This is a genomic window from Arthrobacter sp. 24S4-2 (assembly GCF_005280255.1).
Lineage (GTDB): Bacteria > Actinomycetota > Actinomycetes > Actinomycetales > Micrococcaceae > Arthrobacter.
The window spans coordinates 2,502,132-2,521,119 of record NZ_CP040018.1 but is presented as its reverse complement, the minus strand read 5'-3'; the positions used below and the strand labels follow the sequence as shown (position 1 = coordinate 2,521,119).

General features: G+C 64.7%; 15 protein-coding genes and 5 pseudogenes. All 20 read right to left on the bottom strand.

The window, feature by feature from the left end:
- Positions 1–133: 133 nt before the first annotated feature.
- Positions 134–724 (bottom strand): annotated as a pseudogene (locus FCN77_RS11450) (IS3 family transposase); the annotation flags it as partial.
- Positions 725–762: 38 nt separating this feature from the next.
- Positions 763–1,053: a transposase gene (locus FCN77_RS11445; RefSeq protein ID WP_137322234.1), complete on the bottom strand. Its 291-nt coding sequence runs from the start codon at positions 1,051–1,053 to the stop codon at positions 763–765.
- Positions 1,054–1,151: 98 nt separating this feature from the next.
- A complete protein-coding gene (locus FCN77_RS11440) occupies positions 1,152–1,523 on the bottom strand; it encodes a PH domain-containing protein (protein ID WP_137322363.1) in 372 nt (123 codons plus the stop codon).
- A gap of 46 nt (positions 1,524–1,569) precedes the next feature.
- Entirely contained in the window at positions 1,570–2,157 is a 588-nt protein-coding gene (locus tag FCN77_RS26830) for a TM2 domain-containing protein (RefSeq protein ID WP_137322362.1), read from the bottom strand.
- Between the two features lie 348 nt (positions 2,158–2,505).
- Positions 2,506–3,519: an isopenicillin N synthase family oxygenase gene (locus FCN77_RS11430; RefSeq protein ID WP_137322361.1), complete on the bottom strand. Its 1,014-nt coding sequence runs from the start codon at positions 3,517–3,519 to the stop codon at positions 2,506–2,508.
- 620 nt (positions 3,520–4,139) lie between these two features.
- Positions 4,140–4,763, bottom strand: a complete 624-nt coding sequence (locus FCN77_RS11425; RefSeq protein WP_137322360.1) for an HAD family hydrolase — start codon at positions 4,761–4,763, stop codon at positions 4,140–4,142.
- A complete protein-coding gene (locus FCN77_RS11420; protein WP_137322359.1) occupies positions 4,760–5,896 on the bottom strand; it encodes an ABC transporter ATP-binding protein in 1,137 nt (378 codons plus the stop codon). Before FCN77_RS11420 ends, FCN77_RS11425 begins: the two co-directional genes overlap by 4 nt.
- A 2-nt stretch (positions 5,897–5,898) precedes the next feature.
- Complete coding sequence (locus FCN77_RS11415; protein ID WP_137322358.1) at positions 5,899–7,197, bottom strand: extracellular solute-binding protein; 1,299 nt, start codon at positions 7,195–7,197, stop codon at positions 5,899–5,901.
- 79 nt (positions 7,198–7,276) lie between these two features.
- Complete coding sequence (locus FCN77_RS11410) at positions 7,277–8,098, bottom strand: carbohydrate ABC transporter permease (protein ID WP_137322357.1); 822 nt, start codon at positions 8,096–8,098, stop codon at positions 7,277–7,279.
- Complete coding sequence (locus FCN77_RS11405) at positions 8,095–9,045, bottom strand: carbohydrate ABC transporter permease (RefSeq protein WP_137322356.1); 951 nt, start codon at positions 9,043–9,045, stop codon at positions 8,095–8,097. Before FCN77_RS11405 ends, FCN77_RS11410 begins: the two co-directional genes overlap by 4 nt.
- Positions 9,042–11,219 (bottom strand): PQQ-binding-like beta-propeller repeat protein, encoded by a 2,178-nt coding sequence (locus FCN77_RS11400; RefSeq protein WP_137322355.1) that lies wholly within the window; start codon positions 11,217–11,219, stop codon positions 9,042–9,044. Before FCN77_RS11400 ends, FCN77_RS11405 begins: the two co-directional genes overlap by 4 nt.
- Positions 11,220–11,258: 39 nt before the next feature.
- A complete protein-coding gene (locus FCN77_RS11395) occupies positions 11,259–12,137 on the bottom strand; it encodes a MurR/RpiR family transcriptional regulator (RefSeq protein WP_137322354.1) in 879 nt (292 codons plus the stop codon).
- 1,133 nt (positions 12,138–13,270) lie between these two features.
- Positions 13,271–13,369, bottom strand: a pseudogene (locus FCN77_RS26825) (low molecular weight phosphatase family protein); the annotation flags it as partial.
- A 79-nt stretch (positions 13,370–13,448) separates the two neighbouring features.
- Positions 13,449–13,613 (bottom strand): annotated as a pseudogene (locus FCN77_RS27685) (three-helix bundle dimerization domain-containing protein); the annotation flags it as partial.
- Between the two features lie 39 nt (positions 13,614–13,652).
- A pseudogene (locus FCN77_RS11380) lies at positions 13,653–14,078 on the bottom strand (flavoprotein); the annotation flags it as partial.
- A gap of 199 nt (positions 14,079–14,277) precedes the next feature.
- Positions 14,278–14,607 carry a hypothetical protein gene (locus FCN77_RS11375; RefSeq protein ID WP_137322353.1) on the bottom strand — a complete coding sequence of 110 codons (330 nt, stop codon included), beginning with the start codon at positions 14,605–14,607 and terminating at the stop codon, positions 14,278–14,280.
- A gap of 542 nt (positions 14,608–15,149) precedes the next feature.
- Positions 15,150–15,872: an SDR family NAD(P)-dependent oxidoreductase gene (locus FCN77_RS11370; protein WP_137322352.1), complete on the bottom strand. Its 723-nt coding sequence runs from the start codon at positions 15,870–15,872 to the stop codon at positions 15,150–15,152.
- Positions 15,873–15,892: 20 nt separating this feature from the next.
- Entirely contained in the window at positions 15,893–16,660 is a 768-nt protein-coding gene (locus tag FCN77_RS11365) for an SDR family NAD(P)-dependent oxidoreductase (RefSeq protein WP_137322351.1), read from the bottom strand.
- Positions 16,650–18,038, bottom strand: coding sequence for an MFS transporter (locus FCN77_RS11360; protein WP_137322350.1), 1,389 nt, complete (start codon positions 18,036–18,038; stop codon positions 16,650–16,652). The genes FCN77_RS11365 and FCN77_RS11360 overlap by 11 nt, the downstream gene beginning before the upstream one ends.
- Positions 18,038–18,924: pseudogene (locus tag FCN77_RS11355) on the bottom strand (polysaccharide deacetylase). The gene FCN77_RS11360 and the pseudogene FCN77_RS11355 overlap by 1 nt, the downstream one beginning before the upstream one ends.
- Positions 18,925–18,988: the final 64 nt, after the last annotated feature.

Genomic DNA, 18,988 nt, shown 5'->3' with positions numbered 1-18,988 from the left:
CCAACGCTGCCACAACGACATCTCCGATAGCCGTGACTGTCGTAACCATTGCCTTGTCCTTCTGCTAGGAGCATGGATACAAGGCAGGTTAGGCGGAAACATTAAGCCGAGGAACGAGCCGGCGACCCAGGAGTCACAAGGGCAAACTCCCCAACCTCGGCTTAACGATTACCTCGGCATAATCGCTGTGGAAAATGGCATCCGGGGCCAGGTGTCCTCGGTCCCGGGCCATCGCCAGCGCGCCCGTGACAAGGGAGGCGCGCATGTGATCGGCCATCGCCCAGCCAACGACCATGCGGGTGCACAGGTCGATGACGGTGGCCAGATACAGCCAGCCCTCGCCGGTACGCAGGTAGGTAATATCCCCGACGAGCTTCGTGCCGGGAGTATCTGAGGTGAAGTTCCGGCCGATGAGATCGGCAAAAACCTTGTCCGGGTCCGAGGGGATGGTCGTGCGTTTGAAGGCGCGCATCCGCTTGGCCGCCCAGCCGTTATCCGCCATGATGGCAGCGACCGTCCCCACGGAAATCTCCACACCCGTGGCGGCGAGTTTGGTGTGGACCATGCGATGGCCGAAGATCCCGTCGGAGGAATCGAACATCGCCTTGACCAGTCCGGTCAGCTCACGGTGCCGGGCAGCCGTCGGTGATTCTTCGTGGTCCAGCCACCGGTAATACGAGGCCCGCGGAATGCCCAGCCGGGCGCACATCCAGGTGACAGGGAATTCGGCGTTCTTCTCCTGAACAAGCCGGTAGAGGTCCTCTACCGTTGTTCTTTGGCGAAGAACGCCGAAACTTTTTTCAGGAAATCATTCTCCCTTTCCAGCTCCCGCAGCCGTGCCTCCATCGCCTTGTATTTCGCGGGATCCACCGGATCATCAGGCTTGCCGCCGGCCCCGGCCTCTCCTTCACGATGCAGCTGAACCCACCGCTTCAGCGCGGTCACGGAGATCCCCAGCTCGGGGGCAACTGAGGCGGGCGAACGGCCAGAGGAAATGACGAGATTCACGGCATCGGCCTTGAACTCATCGGAATAACTGGGACGGGAAGACATGGGCACAATCCTTTCAAACTGTGTCTCACATCAGTAGTACACCTCACGGTAAGACAAGGGGCGGCTGGTTGGTTCAGCCGCCCCTTGAGCGAACGTGGCTACCTTGCCTGGAGCACGTTCCAGAGAATCAGGTCGTGCGCGTCTTTGGCTTTGTCGTCGCCACGGAAGTCGGCTTCCTTGATGCTTCCGCCGGCGTCGATGCCGATGCTTGAGGAGGACGCAAAGCGGCCGAGCATCGATTTATTGGACAGCATGGACACGGAGCGGATGTTTTTGTACGGAACAGACGTGATGGCGAGCTTGTTGCCGACGAAGCTTTTATCCTGCAGGATTACGCGCATGTTGGTGATACCGACGAAGCCGGTGCCGACGCCAATGCAGTCATAGACGGCGTAGACCGTTTCGCCTTGGAGCAGCCCGGCATTGATCTGCTCGAGCTGTTCAGGCTTGTCATGGATGATCTGAGCCAAAGTGTTCCCCTTGTCGGTGCAGTTAGGTCGTGGCTACGGGCTATGGTCAGTCGCGAAGGGGAATGCCCTTGGCGTCGCGCTGGAAGTAACTGGCTCCGGCAAGGATCATGATCCCTTCGACGAGGCCCCACAGGGCGACGATGCCGAGAGTGAAGACTCCCAGAAATACCGTGAGGACAATCTGGATGACGCCGATAGTGGTGTATCCCAGATAGAAGCGATGGATGCCAAGTCCGCCCAGGAAGATGCCCAGGAGGCCGGCGGCGAGCCTGGACTTCGGCTGCGGGTAGCCGTAGCCCGGGTTCGGCATTGGAAGCTGCTGGGACATCTGCGGATACTGGCCAGGGAACTGCTGCGGGGCCGTCGGCGCTGGGTACTGCGGGGGTGCGGGCGGGTAGCTCTGATAATGCTGGGGCGCGGGGGCCATCTGCTGGTACTGGGCAGGTGCTGCCACTGGATAGCTCTGCTGTTGGGCGGACATCGGCGGCTGTGGCGGGTCGAACGACTGGACGGGCGGCGTTGCAACTGCCGGCGGGTTCCAGGCCGACGGGCCTGCGACGGGGGCGGCGGGCTGAGCCGCCAAGGGCACTTCGTTCTCGGCCGGGGCCGCGGGCTCTTCGGACGGGGTGGTCATGATGGTGCCTTTCGACGGAGTGGTTGTTGCTGCCCACGGCCTCAGGGCAACAGCTCACCGTCGAAAGACAGCATCCCCCAAAGAAAATCCATGCGCCGCCATCATTCTGACGGATTAGCTTCGCAACTGCCGCCTATTTCAAGAAATCCCCTTTCTGCCACAAAGTTCAGCCCCTATATCCGGAACTGCCCGGAGGCTGCCCCGCTCCCTCATATAGGGGTTCCAAACGGACCTGCGAACAGTTCTGGTAGCGCACGCCCTACCGAATCGGAGTGTCCGGATCACACTTCAAGGCAACACTGGAGTCCCTGCCGGAGCTGCGGGGTCCAGGTCCAGCCCACGGCGCCGTCAGTCTTGCAGCAGGTCCGTGTGGTGCTCCGCGACAACGTTCGGGTGTGCCCGAAGCCGGTAGCGAAGGGCGTTGTCCCCGTAGGTTTCCAGAATCGGGCTGTTCGTCGGGTCAACCGACAAGCCGCGGGCCTTGGCTTGAAACTTCGGGCTCACCCCAAGCCGCGGCATCGTCGCGTCGAGTGCAGGGTTGTAGAAGAAGGGGAGGGAGATCCTGTCGGTGCCTCGAGGGGGTGAGACCACACGGTGCAAGGTGGCCTTCAGGTAGCCGTTCGTGGCCAGTTCGAGCATCTCGCCGATGTTGACCACAAAAGTTCCGGGCACCTGAGGTGCGTCGATCCACGTCCCCTGGTACTCGACCTGAAGGCCGCCTTTCCCGGGCTCCACCAGGAGGAGCGTCAGCACCCCGCCGTCGCGGTGGGAGCCTACGCCCTGCTTGGGTTCCTCGTGCGATGACCCCGGATACCGTACAACTTTGAGCACGGGGAAAGCCCGTGCGGCGAATGCCTCATCGAAAATGTCCTCAGGCGCTCCGAGCGACACTGCCAGGGCCCGCAGGAGAGTGAGTGAGATGATGCTCAGCCGTTCGGTCCACTCGGCGACAATCTCGCGCATTTCGGGCAGCGCAGCCGGCCACAGGTTTGGCCCCTCGAGGCGCCAATAGTCCGCGACGCCCGGGCCCGGTTCCACCGTGTTCCGCTCTATGCCGATGTCGATTTGCTCGCGCCAGTCGACTGCACCTTCCGTGAGTTCCCCACCGACACGGGTGTAGCCGCGGAACTGCGGGCTGTGGACATTCTCGATCGTCAGCTTCTGTTCGTCGGGCAGCTCGAAGAAGCGGCGGGACACGTCCAGCATTGCGTCCGCGAGCTCCAGCGGGATCCCATGGCCGGCCAGATAGAGGAAACCGACCTCATGCATGGCGTTGCGCAGTTCGTCCCGAAACCGGGACGCCTCCTCCAGGCCCGCGTTCAACCGGGAGAAGTCGACTATGGGAAGTGTTTCGAGTGGCAACGTCCTGAGTCCTTTTCTGCGAACCTGGCAAGCCGGCGCATGTATCTGCTTCCATGTTACGGCCGTGCCACTACGTGGGGCATGAACGCGTCGAAATAGCCCTTCAATCGGCGCAACGTTGCTTCCGTTTGTCCTTCCGGGACACCGCGCTAAGCCGTCAAGACCTGGGCGCATACGACAGGCGACCCACTGGTGCACTTCGCAGCTTGTACTCAACCATGGCCATTCGGCAGGACCCGCAGGTCCTGCTCCAGACGGGGCATTGGCCAATTTGCCGCCGGCCCTCACAGAGCGCTTTCCCCAAAGGTAGAAGAGCGCGCTCATGTGCTCATGACGAAAACCGCGCACCCCGGTATGGACTTGTATGACGAATCAACTGGAACAGGAACAGCGACGGAAGAAGGCCCAGGTCCCGCACACCGCCCTGCAGCGGACTTCCCGGCGCACTCCGCAGATTCCGCGGCGGGAGACCGGCCCGAACACTCGAAGAGGCGGCCCGGCCGTGACCTGCAAAAAAAGACCCAAGAACAACCCGAAAGTCCGGACACCCCACATAGAGAAGGCAAGGGAAGAACATCCCCGGCTCCTGACAGGGAGCCGGGGATGAGCGGTTTTGGTCGCTATGGCGTCACGTAGCTGCCGAAGAGCCGACGTGCAATCACCCCGTCCAAGCCTAGGAAGTCCGTGATGATGTACTGCGCGCCGGCGCCTCGGAGCCGGTCGTCGGGACAATACCCGCTGAGGACCCCGACCGCGATGCACCCCGAGGAGACGGCGCTTGCGATGTCGTATTCGGTGTCGCCGAAGTACAGGGCCTGGCCGTCCCGCCGCAGGCCCTCCAGTGCCTCGACCTTGTCCGAGGCCCCCGTGAGGACCTCGTCGAAGCAGTCCGTGAGGCCGAAGTACTCAAGTTCTTCGCGCAGGTATTGCTCTCCGGCCGCGGAGATGACCGCGCAGTACTCGCCGGCGTCGTGCAGAGCCCGCAGGAATCTGGCCGCGCCGGCGCGGATCGGTGCCTGCCGTGAGGCCATGGCCTTGTTCCAGTGGGACGTTGCCGCTGCAACGTCCTGCCCGGAAACACCGAGCCGGAGAAACATCTCGTCCATCGGGAGGATGAACTTGCGGTCGAATTCAAGGGGATCGATGCGCGGCGCCCCGACGGCGTCCAGGGCCGTGTTTGTGGCGAAGCAAGCCCGTGCGGCGTCGTCGGCTATGGTGCCGTTCCAGTCGAACAGGAATTTCATACCGCACCCGCCATTGCCGCCGTCGTGAGGCCCAGCCCGGCAGCCGTTCCCGCCCGCAGGCCCTCCGGCCCGCTGAACCAGTGGATCTTCTCGGGCAGGGCCCACAGGCCCACCCTGGAGAGGAGATCGGGGCGCTCCTCCGAGCGGCACGAGACCAGCACGACTTCATCCCCCAGATCAACGTGGACGGTCCGCAGCGGACCGTTGGGCTCCACGAGGATCACTGTCCCCTCCGATGCCCAGGCGCCGGCCCGGCCCGGGGTGCCCAGCAGAACGTCCTCCGGCCGGATGCCCACCTTCGCATCGGTACCCAGCCCGGAATGCGTCCCGTCAGGGCCTCCTTCCGGGAGCCGGATGGGCCCGAAAGCTGTGGCCAGCTGCCCCTGCTGGTGCGGTGTGGCAGCCAGCAGGTTCATCGGGGGCGCCCCGATGAACCCGGCCACGAACGCCGAAGCCGGCTCGTCGTATAGTTCGTCCGGAGTTCCCAGCTGGACGATGCGCCCGCGGTTCATGACGGCGATCCGGTCTGCCATGGACATGGCGTCCTGCTGGTCGTGGGTCACGGTGACCCCCGTAGCTCCTTCCTGGCTGATGAGCTGGTGGATTTCCGCCCGCAGCGAGATGTGCAGCTGGGCGTCCAAGCCGGACATCGGCTCGTCCAGGAGCACGACGCCAGCGTGCCGGGCGAGTGCCCGGGCCAGGGCGATGCGCTGGCGTTGGCCACCGGACATCGCCTTGGGCCGCCGGTCCAGGAGATCTTCCACCCGCATGCGTGCCGCGGTCTCGCGGGCCCGCTGTTCGGCGTCCTTCTTGGACAGGCAAAGGCCGTGGCGCAGCCCCAGGGTGATGTTGCCCATGGATGTCAGATGGGGGTAGAGCGCGAAGTTCTGGAAGACGATGGAAATGTCGCGCTGGTGGGCGGGGACGCCGTTCTGGTCCTTGCCGTCCAGCAGGATACGGCCTGTGTCCGGGTCCTCCAGCCCTGCAATGATACGCAGCAGCGAGGACTTACCTGAGCCTGAGGGCCCGAGGATGGCCAGACTCTCACCGTCCCTGATATCCAGATTGACCCCATCAAGGGCAGTGATGTGACCGAAACGCTTGGAGATGTTCTCGAGGCTGATTGAAGCCATGCCTATTTCCCCAGGAGCGCGTTGATGGTCTTGGCTGCTGCCGGCACGGAGTCGTCGGCAGACTTTCCGGCGGCCATTTGCTGGAGCATGGTGCGGAGGGTGTCGACAATGGGCGCGGTCTGAGCTCCGGCGAATCCGCTCCAGACGGTCAGCGGCTTGTCGTAGGTCCAGGCGTAACGCATCTGCGGGGCGATGTTGTCGCCCTTGAGGAGCTCTTCCGTGGCGAGCTTGTTGACCGGGATGTAGCTGTAGTCCTTGCCGCTGCTCAGGAGCGAGGCATCCTTGGTCAGCATTTCAGTGACCATGGCCTGGGAGAACGCCGCCTTGCAGGAGTCTTCGGAGATGACGACCCAGCCGTTGCCGCCTGCGGGGAGGGCTCCTTCCGGGCCGTTGAGGCCGGGAAGGTCGATCGGGGTCCAGTCGAGGTCCTTCGGGGCGTTCTTCACGATCTGGGCGATCCGGGACGTGGTGGCCATCTGGAAGGCCAGGTTTCCGGCGACGAACTGGGCTTGGCCGTCGTCCATCTTGACATTCAGGGCGAGCTTTTCCTTCGCAAGGGTGGAGATCAGGCCCATGGCCTCTCGGCCCTTGCTGGTGTCGAAGCCGAAGGATCCGTCGTCGGCCACGAACTTTTCGCCGGAGGACTGGACCAGAGCCTGGGAGAACCAGTCCGGGAGGTCGTCGGAGGCGATGTTGATGCTGGGCTTGCCGGTCTTCTCGGTGACCTTCTTGGCGGCCTCGACCACCTGTCCGAAGTTCTTGATGCTTGCCGGATCTGTAACGCCTGCATCTGCCAGGAGCTTCTTGTTGACCAGCATCACGGGGGTGGAAATCTGGAACGGCGCCAAGTAGCTCTTGTCGCCCACCTTGCCGGCGGAGAGGAACTGTTTCTGGTACCCCTCGGGGAGCGTGGCGGGGTCAATCGGGGCGGGGTTGTAGGTGTCCGTCCAGAAGCGCAGCTGCCCGAGACCGGTCATGATGAGGTCCGGCCGCTTGCCGACGGCGGAGTCCGCCACGATCTGCTTGGTCAGGTCCGAGTAGTTGGAGCTCTGCGAGGCCACGGCGTCGATCTTGAGCCCCGGGAACTTCTGTTCCATGACCGTCTTGGCGTGCTCTACGGCGGGCATGCCCTGCGGCGCGTAGGTCAGTTTGATGCTCGTCTCGGCGGGCTTGCACTTGTCGATCGCCGAGGCTGCGGCGGCCTGGTTGGCGGAGGCGGATTCGGTGGACGATCCGCAGGCGGACAGGCCCAGGGCGACGGCGGTCAGAACGGACGCGGTAGCGATTGCTTTGGTGCGCATTGAATTTTTTCCTTGGTTAGTTGGTTGCGCTGCTGTGGGAGGGGTTGGACGAATGGGTCTGGAGGGAATGGCGTGGGGGCTAGCCGGCGACTTCCGGGCCGGCCATGCCGCGGACAAAGTGCCGTTGGGCGAGGAGGAACAGGATGATGACAGGGGCCGTCACGATGGCCGCGGCGGCGGAGAGTGCCGGGTAGTCGAAGCCTGTGTCTGCGTTCTGGAAAATGGCGAGAGTCAGGGGTGGCGTCATGATCTCAGGGCTGCGTGCAACGAGGAGCGGCCACAGGTAGTCATTCCAATGGGTGAAGATGGACAGCATCGAGAACGCCGCGATGGAGGGGGCGGACATGGGGACCACCACCGAGACGAGGGTCCGCAGCGGACCCAGGCCATCGGTGCGGGCGGCTTCCATGATGGCGTCCGGGATGGAGAGCATCTGCTGCCGCAGCATGAAGATTCCGATCGCACTCGTGACGAACGGCAGCACCAGGCCGAGCCTGGTGTCGCCCAGGCCCAGAAGGTTGAGTCCCACGAAGGTGGGGATCAAGGTGGCCTGACTCGGGACGAGGAGGCAAGCCAGCACGAGGCCCAACAAAACGCCGGCTCCGCGGAAGCGGAACCTCGCGAGGGCATAGGCCGCCGGGATGCACGTCAGAAGCTGAAGCAGCAGGATCCCCAGAGTGACCGTGATGCCGTTCAGCATCGCGGAACCCAGGTTGGCGCGGTCCCACGCCCGGGCGAAGTTGGACAGGTCCAGCTCTGCCGGGATCAGGCTCATCCCTGTCAGGACACTGCCGCCGGCGGGCGCCACCGCGGTGCGGAGCATCCAGTAGAAGGGGAACAAGGAGAGGACGACGGCGACTGCTCCGAGAACCAGTCCAAGCGGCTTGTACAGACGGATCATGACTCTTCCTTGGGGGTGCGGCGGCGGCCGATGATGCCGACGGCCAGGAGGATGGCGATGAGGGTGAAGGACATGGCAGAGGCTTCGCCCACGCGGAAATACTCGAAACCGACCCGCTGGGTGGCGGTCATTATGGTCTCCGAACTGCCCAGCGGACCGCCCTTGGTCATGACATTGACGATTTCGAACACCTGCGCCGCACCCGTGATCGAAAGGACGGAGACGAACACGACCGTCGGCTTGAGCATGGGCAGGATGACCGTGCGGAGCTTCGCGAAGCCGCGGATTCCCTCCACCGCGGTGGCCTCGTGGATGGAGCCGGGGATGGTGGTGAGCCCGGCCATGAACAGCAAGGTGCACAGGGATGTGGCCCGCCACAGACCCACCAGGATCACGGAGGCCAAGGACGTTTCAGCCTCGCCGAGCCAGTTGACGGGGGCGAACCCGACCATGGCCAGGGTCTGGTTGGCCAGGCCGCCCTGCAGGGCGAAGATCCATTTGAAAACCACCGCCATCGCCACCATATTGGCCGTCATGGGCAGGATGAGTGCCGTCTTGGCCAGCCAGCTTCGGCGGCCCAGCCGTTCCATGAGGAGCGCCAGCAGGAGCCCCAGCACCATGGAGGGAATGATCGTGGCCACCGAGTAGACCAGGGTGTTCCAGGCGGCCTGCTGGATCAGCGGATCGGAGAGCACGGACTTGTAGTTGTCCAGTCCGGCGAACTTCCAGGGCCCCTTGGACAGCGGGATGACGAAGAAGCTGCCGATGAAGGACAACAGGGCCGGGCCGTAGACAAACAGCAGCATGGCCAGCAGCGCCGGCAGGAGCAGCAGGTACGGAATGATGCTGCGGCGCTTCGGTGCTGCCCGGTGTCCGGACGCCGGCTGATCTGCCGGTGCGGGCAGCTGTCCGGACGCCGGCCGCTCCTTCAGTAGAGGTGTCGTCATGATGACGCGCCGATTTCTGCTGCCGGGCCCGCGGGTAGGTCCAGCGACAGCACGCCGCCGTCGACGCCGACCGTCAGGTAGCCGCCGTCGGCAGCCAGCAGGGGTGCGGCGAGCGGGACACCGATCCGGAACTCGCCCGCCGGGGTGCCGTCCATGCGGTAGCGGCGGATGACGCCGTCGAGTCCGGGCAGCAGTAGTGTGTCTTCCGATGCGAGGTACAAAGGTGCCGCCATGACGGGGTGGGCCTTCTTGCGGTAGGCGGTCATGGGGAAGGGCGCGAGTCCGTCTACGGGGACGTCCCAGAGCTGGACGCCGGTTTCCCGGTTGAGCATGCGGATCCCGCGGCCGGTGACCGTGACGACATAGCCGTCGGGCGTGACGACGGGTGTTGACGGGCTGTAGCCGCCCTCATGGTCCGCGGTCCACAGCACCTGCCCGCTTTCGCGGTCCAGCTTGACGGTACCGGCGATGGCGGGAAGGAGGACGCTGTCGTCGACGGCGTCGAACACGGCCGTGCCCGTCACGCGGAGCTTCCGCGCGGTCTCCCAGGGGTCGTCTTTCAGGGCAGGCACGGGCCACAGGGATTCGCCGGTGTGGAGGTCGACGGCGATTGGCGCGTTGGGCGTCGGCCAGAAGCCGACCACCACTGTCCGTCCGAGGATCAGCACGCTGGAGTGGGTGACGATGTTGTGGTGCGGGGACAGATCGGTCCTGCCCCAAAGTACCTCGCCGGTGGCGGCGTCGAGGGCACGGAGGTCGCTCTGGTCGCCCACAACCACGATCCCTTCCGACTCTACGGGCGACTGCCAGGCAAAGCGCCGGTACGGGTCGGTGGACGGTGTGGTCCACACGCGCTCCCCGCTCGTGGCGTCGAGTCCGGCAACCGCACCATTGACTTCTGCGACCACCACAATGCCCCCGACCTTGAGGGGCCTGGTCTTGACGGCGGACTCCGTGCCGGCCGTCCACAGCAGGCTTCCGGTGGCGGCGTCGAGGGCCTCCACAGTCCCCGCGGGCTTGTCCTCGATCTGGGAGCCGGCCAGGACCATGCCGTCGGTGAGGGTCAGGCCTGCACGGTGCCCGGCACCGGCCAACTGGTGCCGCCACCGGACCGGCGGGCGCTCCGGCTTGGCGTCGTACCCGGCGATGGTGGCCTTGTCCACGTCAAAGGCGTGTTCGGGGTTGTGCAGGTAGCGTGCCGGCATGGTGCGTGAGTTGAGTGTGATCTCCGTGCCGTCCCACACCACTTCCCGGAACATGGGCGGCGAGTAGTCCAGGCCTGCGAAGAATGGCGTGGGGCTGTTGACGTGCAGGACCCCGTCGATGTCCACCACGCGGGAGGTGTGCCAGTGTCCGGAGAAGGTGGCCAGGGGCTTGCGGGGCAGACGGTCCATGATGGAATGCCCCGGCTGGTCGTGCATGCACAGGATGTACGGGGTGCTCGCGCCTGCCGTGGCGAGATCGTTGCGGAGCCATTCTTCCTGGACCGTGTGGTCCAGGCCGAGTTCGTGGGTGTGCCAGTCCATCACCACTACGTGCAGTCCCGCGACATCGTAGGAGAACCAGCGCGGACCCACCATCGCCTCGTAGAGCTCGGGGTTGCCGCCGTTGATGATGTAGTTGTTGCGGGAGACCAGGCCCTTGAGTCCGGTGTGCATGTGGTCGTGGTTGCCGGGCACCAGGTTCACGTCGACGGGCGAACCGTCCACCGCATCCATGAGTTCAGCGAATTCCTCAGCACTGCCATGGTCCACCAGGTCACCGGTGATCACGACGGAGCGGCTGGCGGGTGAGAGCTGCGGGAGGTCCTGGAGGAACTCCCGCAGCTGGCTGGCCTGCGTGAGGCGCCCGTAGTCGAATGACCATTCGGACTCGCGCTTGGCATCGATGTGTGTGTCCGTGATGTGCATGAACTGGTAGGGCAGCGGCTGCTCGTCCGGCTCCAGCACGAAGGTGATGGCCGTGTCCTCAGCCGCTCCGGCGTCGATCCGCGCAAACCAGCGGTCCGTGGTCCACCCCGTGGGGCGGGTGAGGGCAATGAACGGCCCGGCGGGCTCCAGACTGAACGCGCCGCCGTCGTCCGTGGTGATGACGTCTCGGCCGTTGGTGACGGCGACGCCGGGATGCGGTGCTCCGGCGCCGTCGGTCACAAGGCCATGGATGAGTTTGGGCATGGGTGTCTCCAGGGAATGAGGTGGGGGTTGGGAAGGAGGCTAGATTCGGTGGCCGCGGGCCAGGATTTCGTTGCTCTCCGCAAGGGTCTCGGACCGCCACGGCGAGGCGTGCGCCAGCACCACCACCAGGGCGTCAAGTACCGCCAGGTGCACCATGCGGCTGGTCATGGCGTCCACGCGGTAGGCGGTCTCCTGGCTGCCGGCGACAACCACGTGGTCCGAGATGTCGGTCAGGGGTGTTCCGGCGAAGCTGGTGACGGCGAGAACCACGGCCCCGGCGTCGCGCGCTGCACCAGCGACAGCAAGGGTTTCCACGGTAGAGCCGGTATGGGAGATGACCAGGCAGGCATCCCCCGGCACCAGGTGGCTAGCCATGACATGCTGGACGTGCGCGTCCGCCGGAAACACGGCATCCACCCCGATCAATGCCAGCCGATAGGCCACATCCGCCGCCAGCGGAGCGGACGTGCCGATGCCGGCCACCAGGACCCTGCGGGCTTCGCCGAGCACTCCGGCCGCGGCAGCAATAGCCAAATGGTCGATGTTACCGGCCGCCGTGGCCAGGGCCTCCGCGGATCCCAGCACCACTTTGCGGCTGGCTGTCTCCGGCGAGTCACCGGCGTCGACGTCCGTTGCCGCCCGGGCCGGATCCGCGGGAGCCGAGCGGCTCAGGGTCAACTTGAGTTCCTGGAAACCGGCCAGCCCCATGGCCCGGCAAAAACGCACCGCCGACGCCGCGGAAACGCCGGCCACGACAGCGAACTGGCCGATGGACTGGTTGATCAGCCCGGCGGGATCGTTGAGCATCGCCTTGGCGATTCTCAGTTCGACGGAAGTAAAGGAGGTCAGGTTTTCCCGCACCGCTTCCAGGAACTGTTCGCGGTGTGCAGGGGCCGTTGCCAGGTCATTTGTTGTCACACCAAGAAAGCTACGGATGCCAGGTCAACGGTGAAAGACTCAAAGGTAAACGGAGAAAAAATCTTTCATAGACGTCAGCACTGGGAAACACAGTTTCACAGTACCCAGGCTGCTCATCGGGACATCTACGGGCTGCCTTCGAGCATTGCGGCACCGTTCATGCGCAGTTTGCGCACCCCGATCCCGTAAGAATTACGATCATTCAGCCGCAACAAGCCGGGGAACCATGGCGGGAGACCAGTTCATGAAAGCTCACCCTCCGACCCGGCTGCCGCGGATTCGACCGGCAGGCAGGCCCCGGTCAACGATCTTCGGACCGCCGCAGGGCCGACGGGACGCAACACGCCGCGCGCCCTCCGGATTCTGTTTGCTGACAGGAACCTGTCCTGGTGGCCGGTACTGCTGTTTCTGCCGGCCCTGGCCGTCCTGTCCTTCCTCGCGCAGATGACAACCTCCGGGATCCTGTGGTCCATCGGCGACCTGACGCAATGGGAATCCTCCCGGGGTTGGTGGACCGTCTAGGGCACCCTCATAGACGCAGGGTGTCTGTTCTTACTGGTGTTAGTGCTCCGCCGGGAACGACGGCGACTCCAGGACGTATCCGGTCTCACCCGCATCAAACTTGGGCCCTCAGCTGCGCGCCATCCCCCTGTACTTGCTGGCCCTGCTGCCCGCAGTCGCGGCCGCAAGCCTGGCCACCCTTCCTTTCTACGGGCCCGGGGCCCTCCCACCCCGGATCACCGCCATTCACCTGCCGGTTTGGGCTGCCGTCTGCAGCAGCACACTTTGGCCGGTGATATGGGCCTTCACTGAAGGAATGGTCTACCTCGACTTCCTGCTGCCACGCCTTCAGGCCGTCACGGACAGCATCTGGAAGGGAGCCGCCATCGTCGTCGTCTTCTGGAGTTCCCAGCACCTGGTGATCCCCTTCATTCCCGACGGAACCTACCTCGCCTCACGCATGCTCGGCGCCCTTCTGATCACCGCAGGTCTGACGCTGACCCTGGTGCTGCTGCGCCGCCGGCTCCTGGGCTCCACCGCCGTCCACTGGCCAGCGACACCTGTACCGCAGTCCTTGCCGCCTTCGCCCTCACCCGCTGAAAACGAGCGGGTCAGAGCGGTGGCGGGCATGCCTAGTTCCCGGTGAGCTCCGCGTAGAGCTTCTGATTCCGGACCCGAATGCCGTCCCGGACCGGGCGCATGCGTTCCATACCTTCGATGCCGCGTTCGGAGGACCGCTCCCTTGGATTTGGCTAGGGCGTTGAGCCGGTCGCTGGCGAAGTGCTCGGTGGTGGCGGGCAGGTAGGTGGTGATCTTCGCGGTCCGGGCCAGGGCCGTGTAGGACTCAAAGACGTAGCGTTCGACGGTTTCAGCGGCGAAGATCCCGGCAAACCTGTCAGCGAGGCGGGCGCTGACGCGGTGCAGGAGCTCGGTGTTGTCCTGCAGTCCCCTGCTGGTTTCGCGGTGTTCAGTCATGGCGGCACTCCAATGATGGGGTTTGCTGACGAATGATGTTCAGTTGCTGCCGGAGCGGCCGTGGGTCATTCCGGTGGGGAACCCGACCAGTACGGGTTCGGGAGCGGCGCAGCACCGGGCCTCCGCCCTATCCGGGATGGCCGCGGCGGGAACATCGCAGCTGGTGCCGGCGTCAGTGGAGCAGACGCCGGTCTCGGGGAGTTCGAGGTGGACGGTGTCCGCGGCCTCACGGTCCCCGGCGAGGGCGGCCACGACGGAGCGGACCTGTTCGTAGCCGGTGGCCGGCAGGAAGGTCGGCGCCCGGCCGTAGGACTTCCTGCCCACAATGTAGAAGTCCTTGTCCGGGTGGGCCAGGACCTTGGCGCCGTGCGGCGGGACGGTGCCGCAGGAGTGGAATTCAGAATCAATCAGCGGACCAAGCTCCACCGGAGCCTCGACGGCAGAGTCAAGGTTGAGCCGGAGTTCGGTACGGCCCGATCCGAAGCCCTGGGTGTGCACAGTGTGCACACCCCGTATTTGCCGTTCCAGAGCGCCGCCGAATCCCCTCGGCGAGTGGACCCGCGGGCAGTAGAGACTTCGCTCACGGGCCGGAGCAACCTTCCGGTCTGAAGGATATTCACGGCGACAACCTCGCCTATTCCCCCCTCAACTGAGGAAGGATCCATTATCGGCGACCAGAACTAGAGCCAGGTGAGTGCACCCGAAAGGCAAACAGCCTTGCCTGCTTCAGGATCGTGTTCGCCCGGTGCAGCCCGCGGACCTCACGCTCGAGTTCTGTGATCCGGTCGATGTCCGCCGTCGTCGTCCCCGGTCGCAGACTCTCGTCAATCTCGGCCCGGCTCACCCGGATCCGCAGCGCCTCGGGATTCACCCCGAGATGCTCTCCGATCCGGCGGCACTCGCCGGTCCTGGTCGCAGGGTTCTTCCTTGCATCAATGGCCCTCTGCGTTGCGCGCTCACGCGGCTCGACAGGGTACTGCCGTTGTGCTGGCATGGGAATCATCCTTCCGGGTAATCGATGTCTCCATCAAACTCGGTGCGATTCACCTGGTCTGGACAGCGCTATTCGCGGGCTGCCCAGGACCCTGCGGGGGCCGTGCCCGCATCGCGCGCCATGTGGTGGCCAAGATTCAAGACCCGGAGCGACAACTCCTCCGGCTGCAAGTGCGGTGCCGTCAAGTCCCCCGACGTCGGGTCCCATTCCGAACCGCCGATGGGCGCCGCCACGCGAGCTTCTTCCGTAGCACAGGGCCCGTCCGTAGGACGCAGATCCGAAGACGGCGCTCCCGGGCGGCTCCGGAGAACAACGGACCACAGCGCTTCCACCGTCGCGACCGCCGTTGTGGCACCCGTTGAACCCGAAACCAACCAGCCGTCGCTGGTGGCCGCCACTTTCGGGGCCCCGGGCCACGATTGGCAGACGCCGTTGATCGTTTGGGCGACGATCAGGTGCTGGCGCATCGTTCGGTTCGGACCCAGCACAGGGTCGCTCACAACACTTCGTCCGCACGCACCGCACATGTGAGGCGTCCTTTCCTAGGGCATGACGTCGCCGGAATTTGGCCCCAGCGTCTGACCGACATACAGGTTGCCGCCCGGATCGCTGGCGAGAAGCAGCGCTGTAGGCGCCACCTCGGCCGGAAGGCCAAAGCGCAGCAGCGGCAGGCCGGCACGCTTCTCCGTTTTCCAGTCCTCGGAAATGCCGTCAACCAGGGGCGTCTCGATGGGGCCAGGGGCGATGCTGTTGACCAGCACGTTGTCGCCGGCGGTTTCCAGGGCCAGAGCCTTGGTCAGTCCCACGACCCCGGCTTTGGCGGCGCTGTAGTGGCTGAGCCCGGTGCCGCCCTTGATGGCCAGCTGTGAGGCGATGTTGATGATGCGGCCCCACTTCTGCTGCCGCATCTCCCCCACCACCTCCCGGCAACACAGGAAGACGCCCGTCAGGTCAACGGCAATCGTCTCGTTCCACATAGCCAGGGTCATGTCCTCCAGCGGTGATTCCGTCAGCAGTCCCGCACTGTTCACGAGAATATCGATGCTCCCGAGCTCGGCGCGTGCGGCGGCGAAGGCGGCCCTCACGCTCGCTTCGTCTGAGACGTCGACGGCGATGCTTCCCGCCGCGCCGGACCGGTCGAGCACAGCCACTCTGTCGCCGTTGGCGGTGAAGGCTTCAGCGATGGCCTTGCCTATGCCGCTGGCTCCGCCTGTGACCACTACAGCGCGGCCCTCCGTGTGACGGGAGGCGTCAGGGTTGTTCATTCTTGTCCTTCCGGGGCTTTTCAGGCACGCATCTTGACGGTGAGACCGCCGTCGACGATCAGCGACTGGCCGGTGACGTAGACAGCGTCATTGGAGGTCAGGAAGCCGATCACGCTGGCAACCTCCTGGGGCCGTCCGACGCGGCCCCAGGGGATTTCCAGACCGGCGCGTTGCAGTCCGTCGGGCCCGAGGGAGTTCACCGGGTCCAGGGACTGGGGCGTCTCGATGAGTCCGGGAATCACGGCGTTGGCGCGGATGCCGCGCGGGCCCAGCTCGGCGGCCACGCTGCGGATCAACCCGAGCACGCCGGCCTTGGCGGCCGCGTAATGGGCATGTTCCTCCCACCCGTACACACCTCCGGCAATAGAGGACACGGCAACCATCGCTCCGCCGTCGGTCATCCTTGCGGACCCTGCGCGCAGGGTCCGCAACACGCCGGTGAGGTCGACGTCGAGCATGGCCTCCCAGCGCTCATCGGTCATCTCGCCCAGGGGCGAGTTGCGCAGGATTCCGGCGTTGGCCACCGCGTAGTCCAGACGGCCATACTCTTCGAGGGCGCGTTCGGCGAACGCATCGACGGACGGCGTGCTGCGGACATCCACTTCGTGGATGACCGCCTGGCCGCCGGCGGCCTTCACCAGGCGGAGGGTTTCTTCCGGGTCGTGCGGGTCACCGGGAAAGGTGCCGATCACCGCGTGCACGCCGCGCTGGGCGTAATGGACCGCGAGGGCCCGACCAATGCCGCTGGCCGCTCCGGTAATCACGGCCACCCTGTTCTCAGTCGTCATGAGGGTGATCCTCGAGAAGGGCCTCAACCGGCGGCTTCGCTGCGATCATCAGCAGGCCGGAGAACAGCGTTCCGGCCGCGCCGACCCACAGGGCTGCGGCGCCGGTTCCCGCACTGGCTGCCGCTGCCGTGAACAGCGCGCCGCCGAGAATGGTGCCGGGCTGGCTCATTGCGCCGATGAAGGCTGTGCCGGTGGCACGGCAACTCACGGGGTAGCACTCTGCCATGAAGTACTGGATTGCGGCGTACGGTCCGACCAGGAAGAACAATCCGGCGCCGTAGGTGACGATGATCATGAAGGGGCTCGTGGCGATGGGGCTGAGCATGATGGTGAACGAGATGCCGGAGAGAATCCAGCCGCCGATGATAGTCAGCTTGCGGCCGATCTTGTCACCGATCCATCCGTGGAAGACGTAGCCGAAGTACGCCAGCATGTTGATGACGATCAGCATCCAGAAGGCATCAGAAAGTTCCACACCCTTGGCGTTCTTCAGAACGGAGCTGCCGAGAATGCTGAAGATCAGGATGCCGAAGAAGTTGAAGATCCAGGCCAGCGACAAGACGATCGTGTTCCGGCGCAGGTGCGGCTCCCAGATGCGCTTGAGCGGGGCCGCGGAGGAGTGCTCGACGCCGAATGCATGGGCCAGGGAATGGGCGTCCTCGGTCTTGCCGCTCTTCTCAAGTTGGGTCAGCTTGTGGTGCAGTTCGAACTGCGGCGTCTCCTTCAGTTTCTTGGCGATGACCCACACGATGATCGCGGCCGGAACGGTGGCCATCAGGTACAGGGCGCGCCAGCCGAGGGACGGAAGGAAGGCGAGGGCGAGGGCGCTGGCGAGCAGGAAGCCCAGCGGCCAGCCGCCCTGGATGAAGGAGTAGTGGAAGCCGGGGCGCTTGCGCTTGTCGGCGACTTCGGTGACCTGGTAGACCTCGTTCATGTAGGTCGCGTTGACGGCCTGCTCCGAGAATCCGAGCCCGCCGAAGGAACGGACGAGCACCAGCAGGCCGTTGCTGAGGAACGGGATTCCTGTCGGGATCAGGGCCGTCAGGCCGGAGACAATCGCGGTTCCACCGATAGTGGTCATCATGCCCTTGCGGCGGCCGAGCCGGTCAATAACGGGGCCGATTCCGAAGCAGACGATGGCGGTGCCGACGGCGATCCAGGTGTTGATGGCGTAGGCTTCCGTCGCGGTCCAGCCGAATTCCTCCTGCATGGCCGGCAGGAGGGTGCCGAAAAGTCCGAAGTCGAACACGGCGACGGTCCAGGCCAGCAGGGCCAGAACGGTGGCGGTGGTTGTGTGGTGCTTGGAGAATACCGGGAAGCGGCGTTTTTCGTCCGGCGCGGGTTGCGTCAGGTCGACGGCGGGCTGCTGGATGGTCATTACTGGTTTTCCTTTCGGGGGCTGCGGGCGAGGAAGGAGTCCGCGATCTGGTCGAACGTCAGCCAACTGACGCCGTCGTGGGAGTTGATGTGTTCGATGAGGCGCTCAAGCATGAGCAGGACCTGGGGGCGGCCCGAGACATCCGGGTGGATGGTCATGGTGAAGACGGCCTGGTCCATTTCCCGGTACACCCAGTCGAACTGGTCGCGCCACATTTGTTCGGTGTCCCGGGGGCTGACGAATCCGTGGGAGTTCGGGGCCGCCTTGATGAACATCATGGGAGGGAGGTCGTCCAGGTACCAGTTGGCCGGGATCTCGACAAGGTCGGTCTCCTTGCCGCGGACAAGCGGCTCCATCCAGGTCTCCGCGGCCTTGGTGTAGTCGATCTTCTTCCAGCTGTCACCGACACGCACGTAATAGGGCTCGAAATCGCGGTGCATCAGGGAGTGGTCGTACTTGATTCCGCGTTCGAGGAGGATCTCGTTGGTGACCGGGGAAAATTCCCACCAGGGAGCGACATAGCCCGTGGGGCGACGGCCGGACACCTTTTCGATGAGTTCGATCGACCGGTCCAGGATGGCCGTCTCCTGCTCGCGGGTCATGGCGATGGGGTTTTCATGTGAGTACCCGTGTACGCCGATTTCGTGCCCCGCGTCCACGATCATCCGGGTCAGGTCCGGGAAGGTCTCGATCGAGTGGCCGGGCACGAACCACGTGGCGGTCAGGCCGTACTTCTCGAAGAGACGGATAATGCGCGGGCCGCCGACCTCGCCGCTGAACAAGCCACGGGAGATATCGCACGGGGAATCCTCGCCCCATAGGAGCCGAGCATTCCGGCTACGGCGTCCACGTCGACGCCGAACGCGACTTGGATGTCCTTAGTCATGAGATCAACCTTTCATTGCATTTTTTGTAGAGGTCTTGTCGTTGAGGTTTTGGTATCGGGTGGT

What these genes read in the sequence shown, in the direction of transcription:
- FCN77_RS11445 (WP_137322234.1), bottom strand. Translation starts at nt 1,053, where the DNA reads ATGTCTTCCCGTCCCAGTTATTCCGATGAGTTCAAGGCCGATGCCGTG.
- FCN77_RS26830 (WP_137322362.1), bottom strand. Translation starts at nt 2,157, where the DNA reads ATGACCACCCCGTCCGAAGAGCCCGCGGCCCCGGCCGAGAACGAAGTG.
- FCN77_RS11425 (WP_137322360.1), bottom strand. Translation starts at nt 4,763, where the DNA reads ATGAAATTCCTGTTCGACTGGAACGGCACCATAGCCGACGACGCCGCA.
- FCN77_RS11420 (WP_137322359.1), bottom strand. Translation starts at nt 5,896, where the DNA reads ATGGCTTCAATCAGCCTCGAGAACATCTCCAAGCGTTTCGGTCACATC.
- FCN77_RS11415 (WP_137322358.1), bottom strand. Translation starts at nt 7,197, where the DNA reads ATGCGCACCAAAGCAATCGCTACCGCGTCCGTTCTGACCGCCGTCGCC.
- FCN77_RS11410 (WP_137322357.1), bottom strand. Translation starts at nt 8,098, where the DNA reads ATGATCCGTCTGTACAAGCCGCTTGGACTGGTTCTCGGAGCAGTCGCC.
- FCN77_RS11405 (WP_137322356.1), bottom strand. Translation starts at nt 9,045, where the DNA reads ATGACGACACCTCTACTGAAGGAGCGGCCGGCGTCCGGACAGCTGCCC.
- FCN77_RS11400 (WP_137322355.1), bottom strand. Translation starts at nt 11,219, where the DNA reads ATGCCCAAACTCATCCATGGCCTTGTGACCGACGGCGCCGGAGCACCG.
- FCN77_RS11375 (WP_137322353.1), bottom strand. Translation starts at nt 14,607, where the DNA reads ATGCCAGCACAACGGCAGTACCCTGTCGAGCCGCGTGAGCGCGCAACG.
- FCN77_RS11370 (WP_137322352.1), bottom strand. Translation starts at nt 15,872, where the DNA reads ATGAACAACCCTGACGCCTCCCGTCACACGGAGGGCCGCGCTGTAGTG.
- FCN77_RS11365 (WP_137322351.1), bottom strand. Translation starts at nt 16,660, where the DNA reads ATGACGACTGAGAACAGGGTGGCCGTGATTACCGGAGCGGCCAGCGGC.
- FCN77_RS11360 (WP_137322350.1), bottom strand. Translation starts at nt 18,038, where the DNA reads ATGACCATCCAGCAGCCCGCCGTCGACCTGACGCAACCCGCGCCGGAC.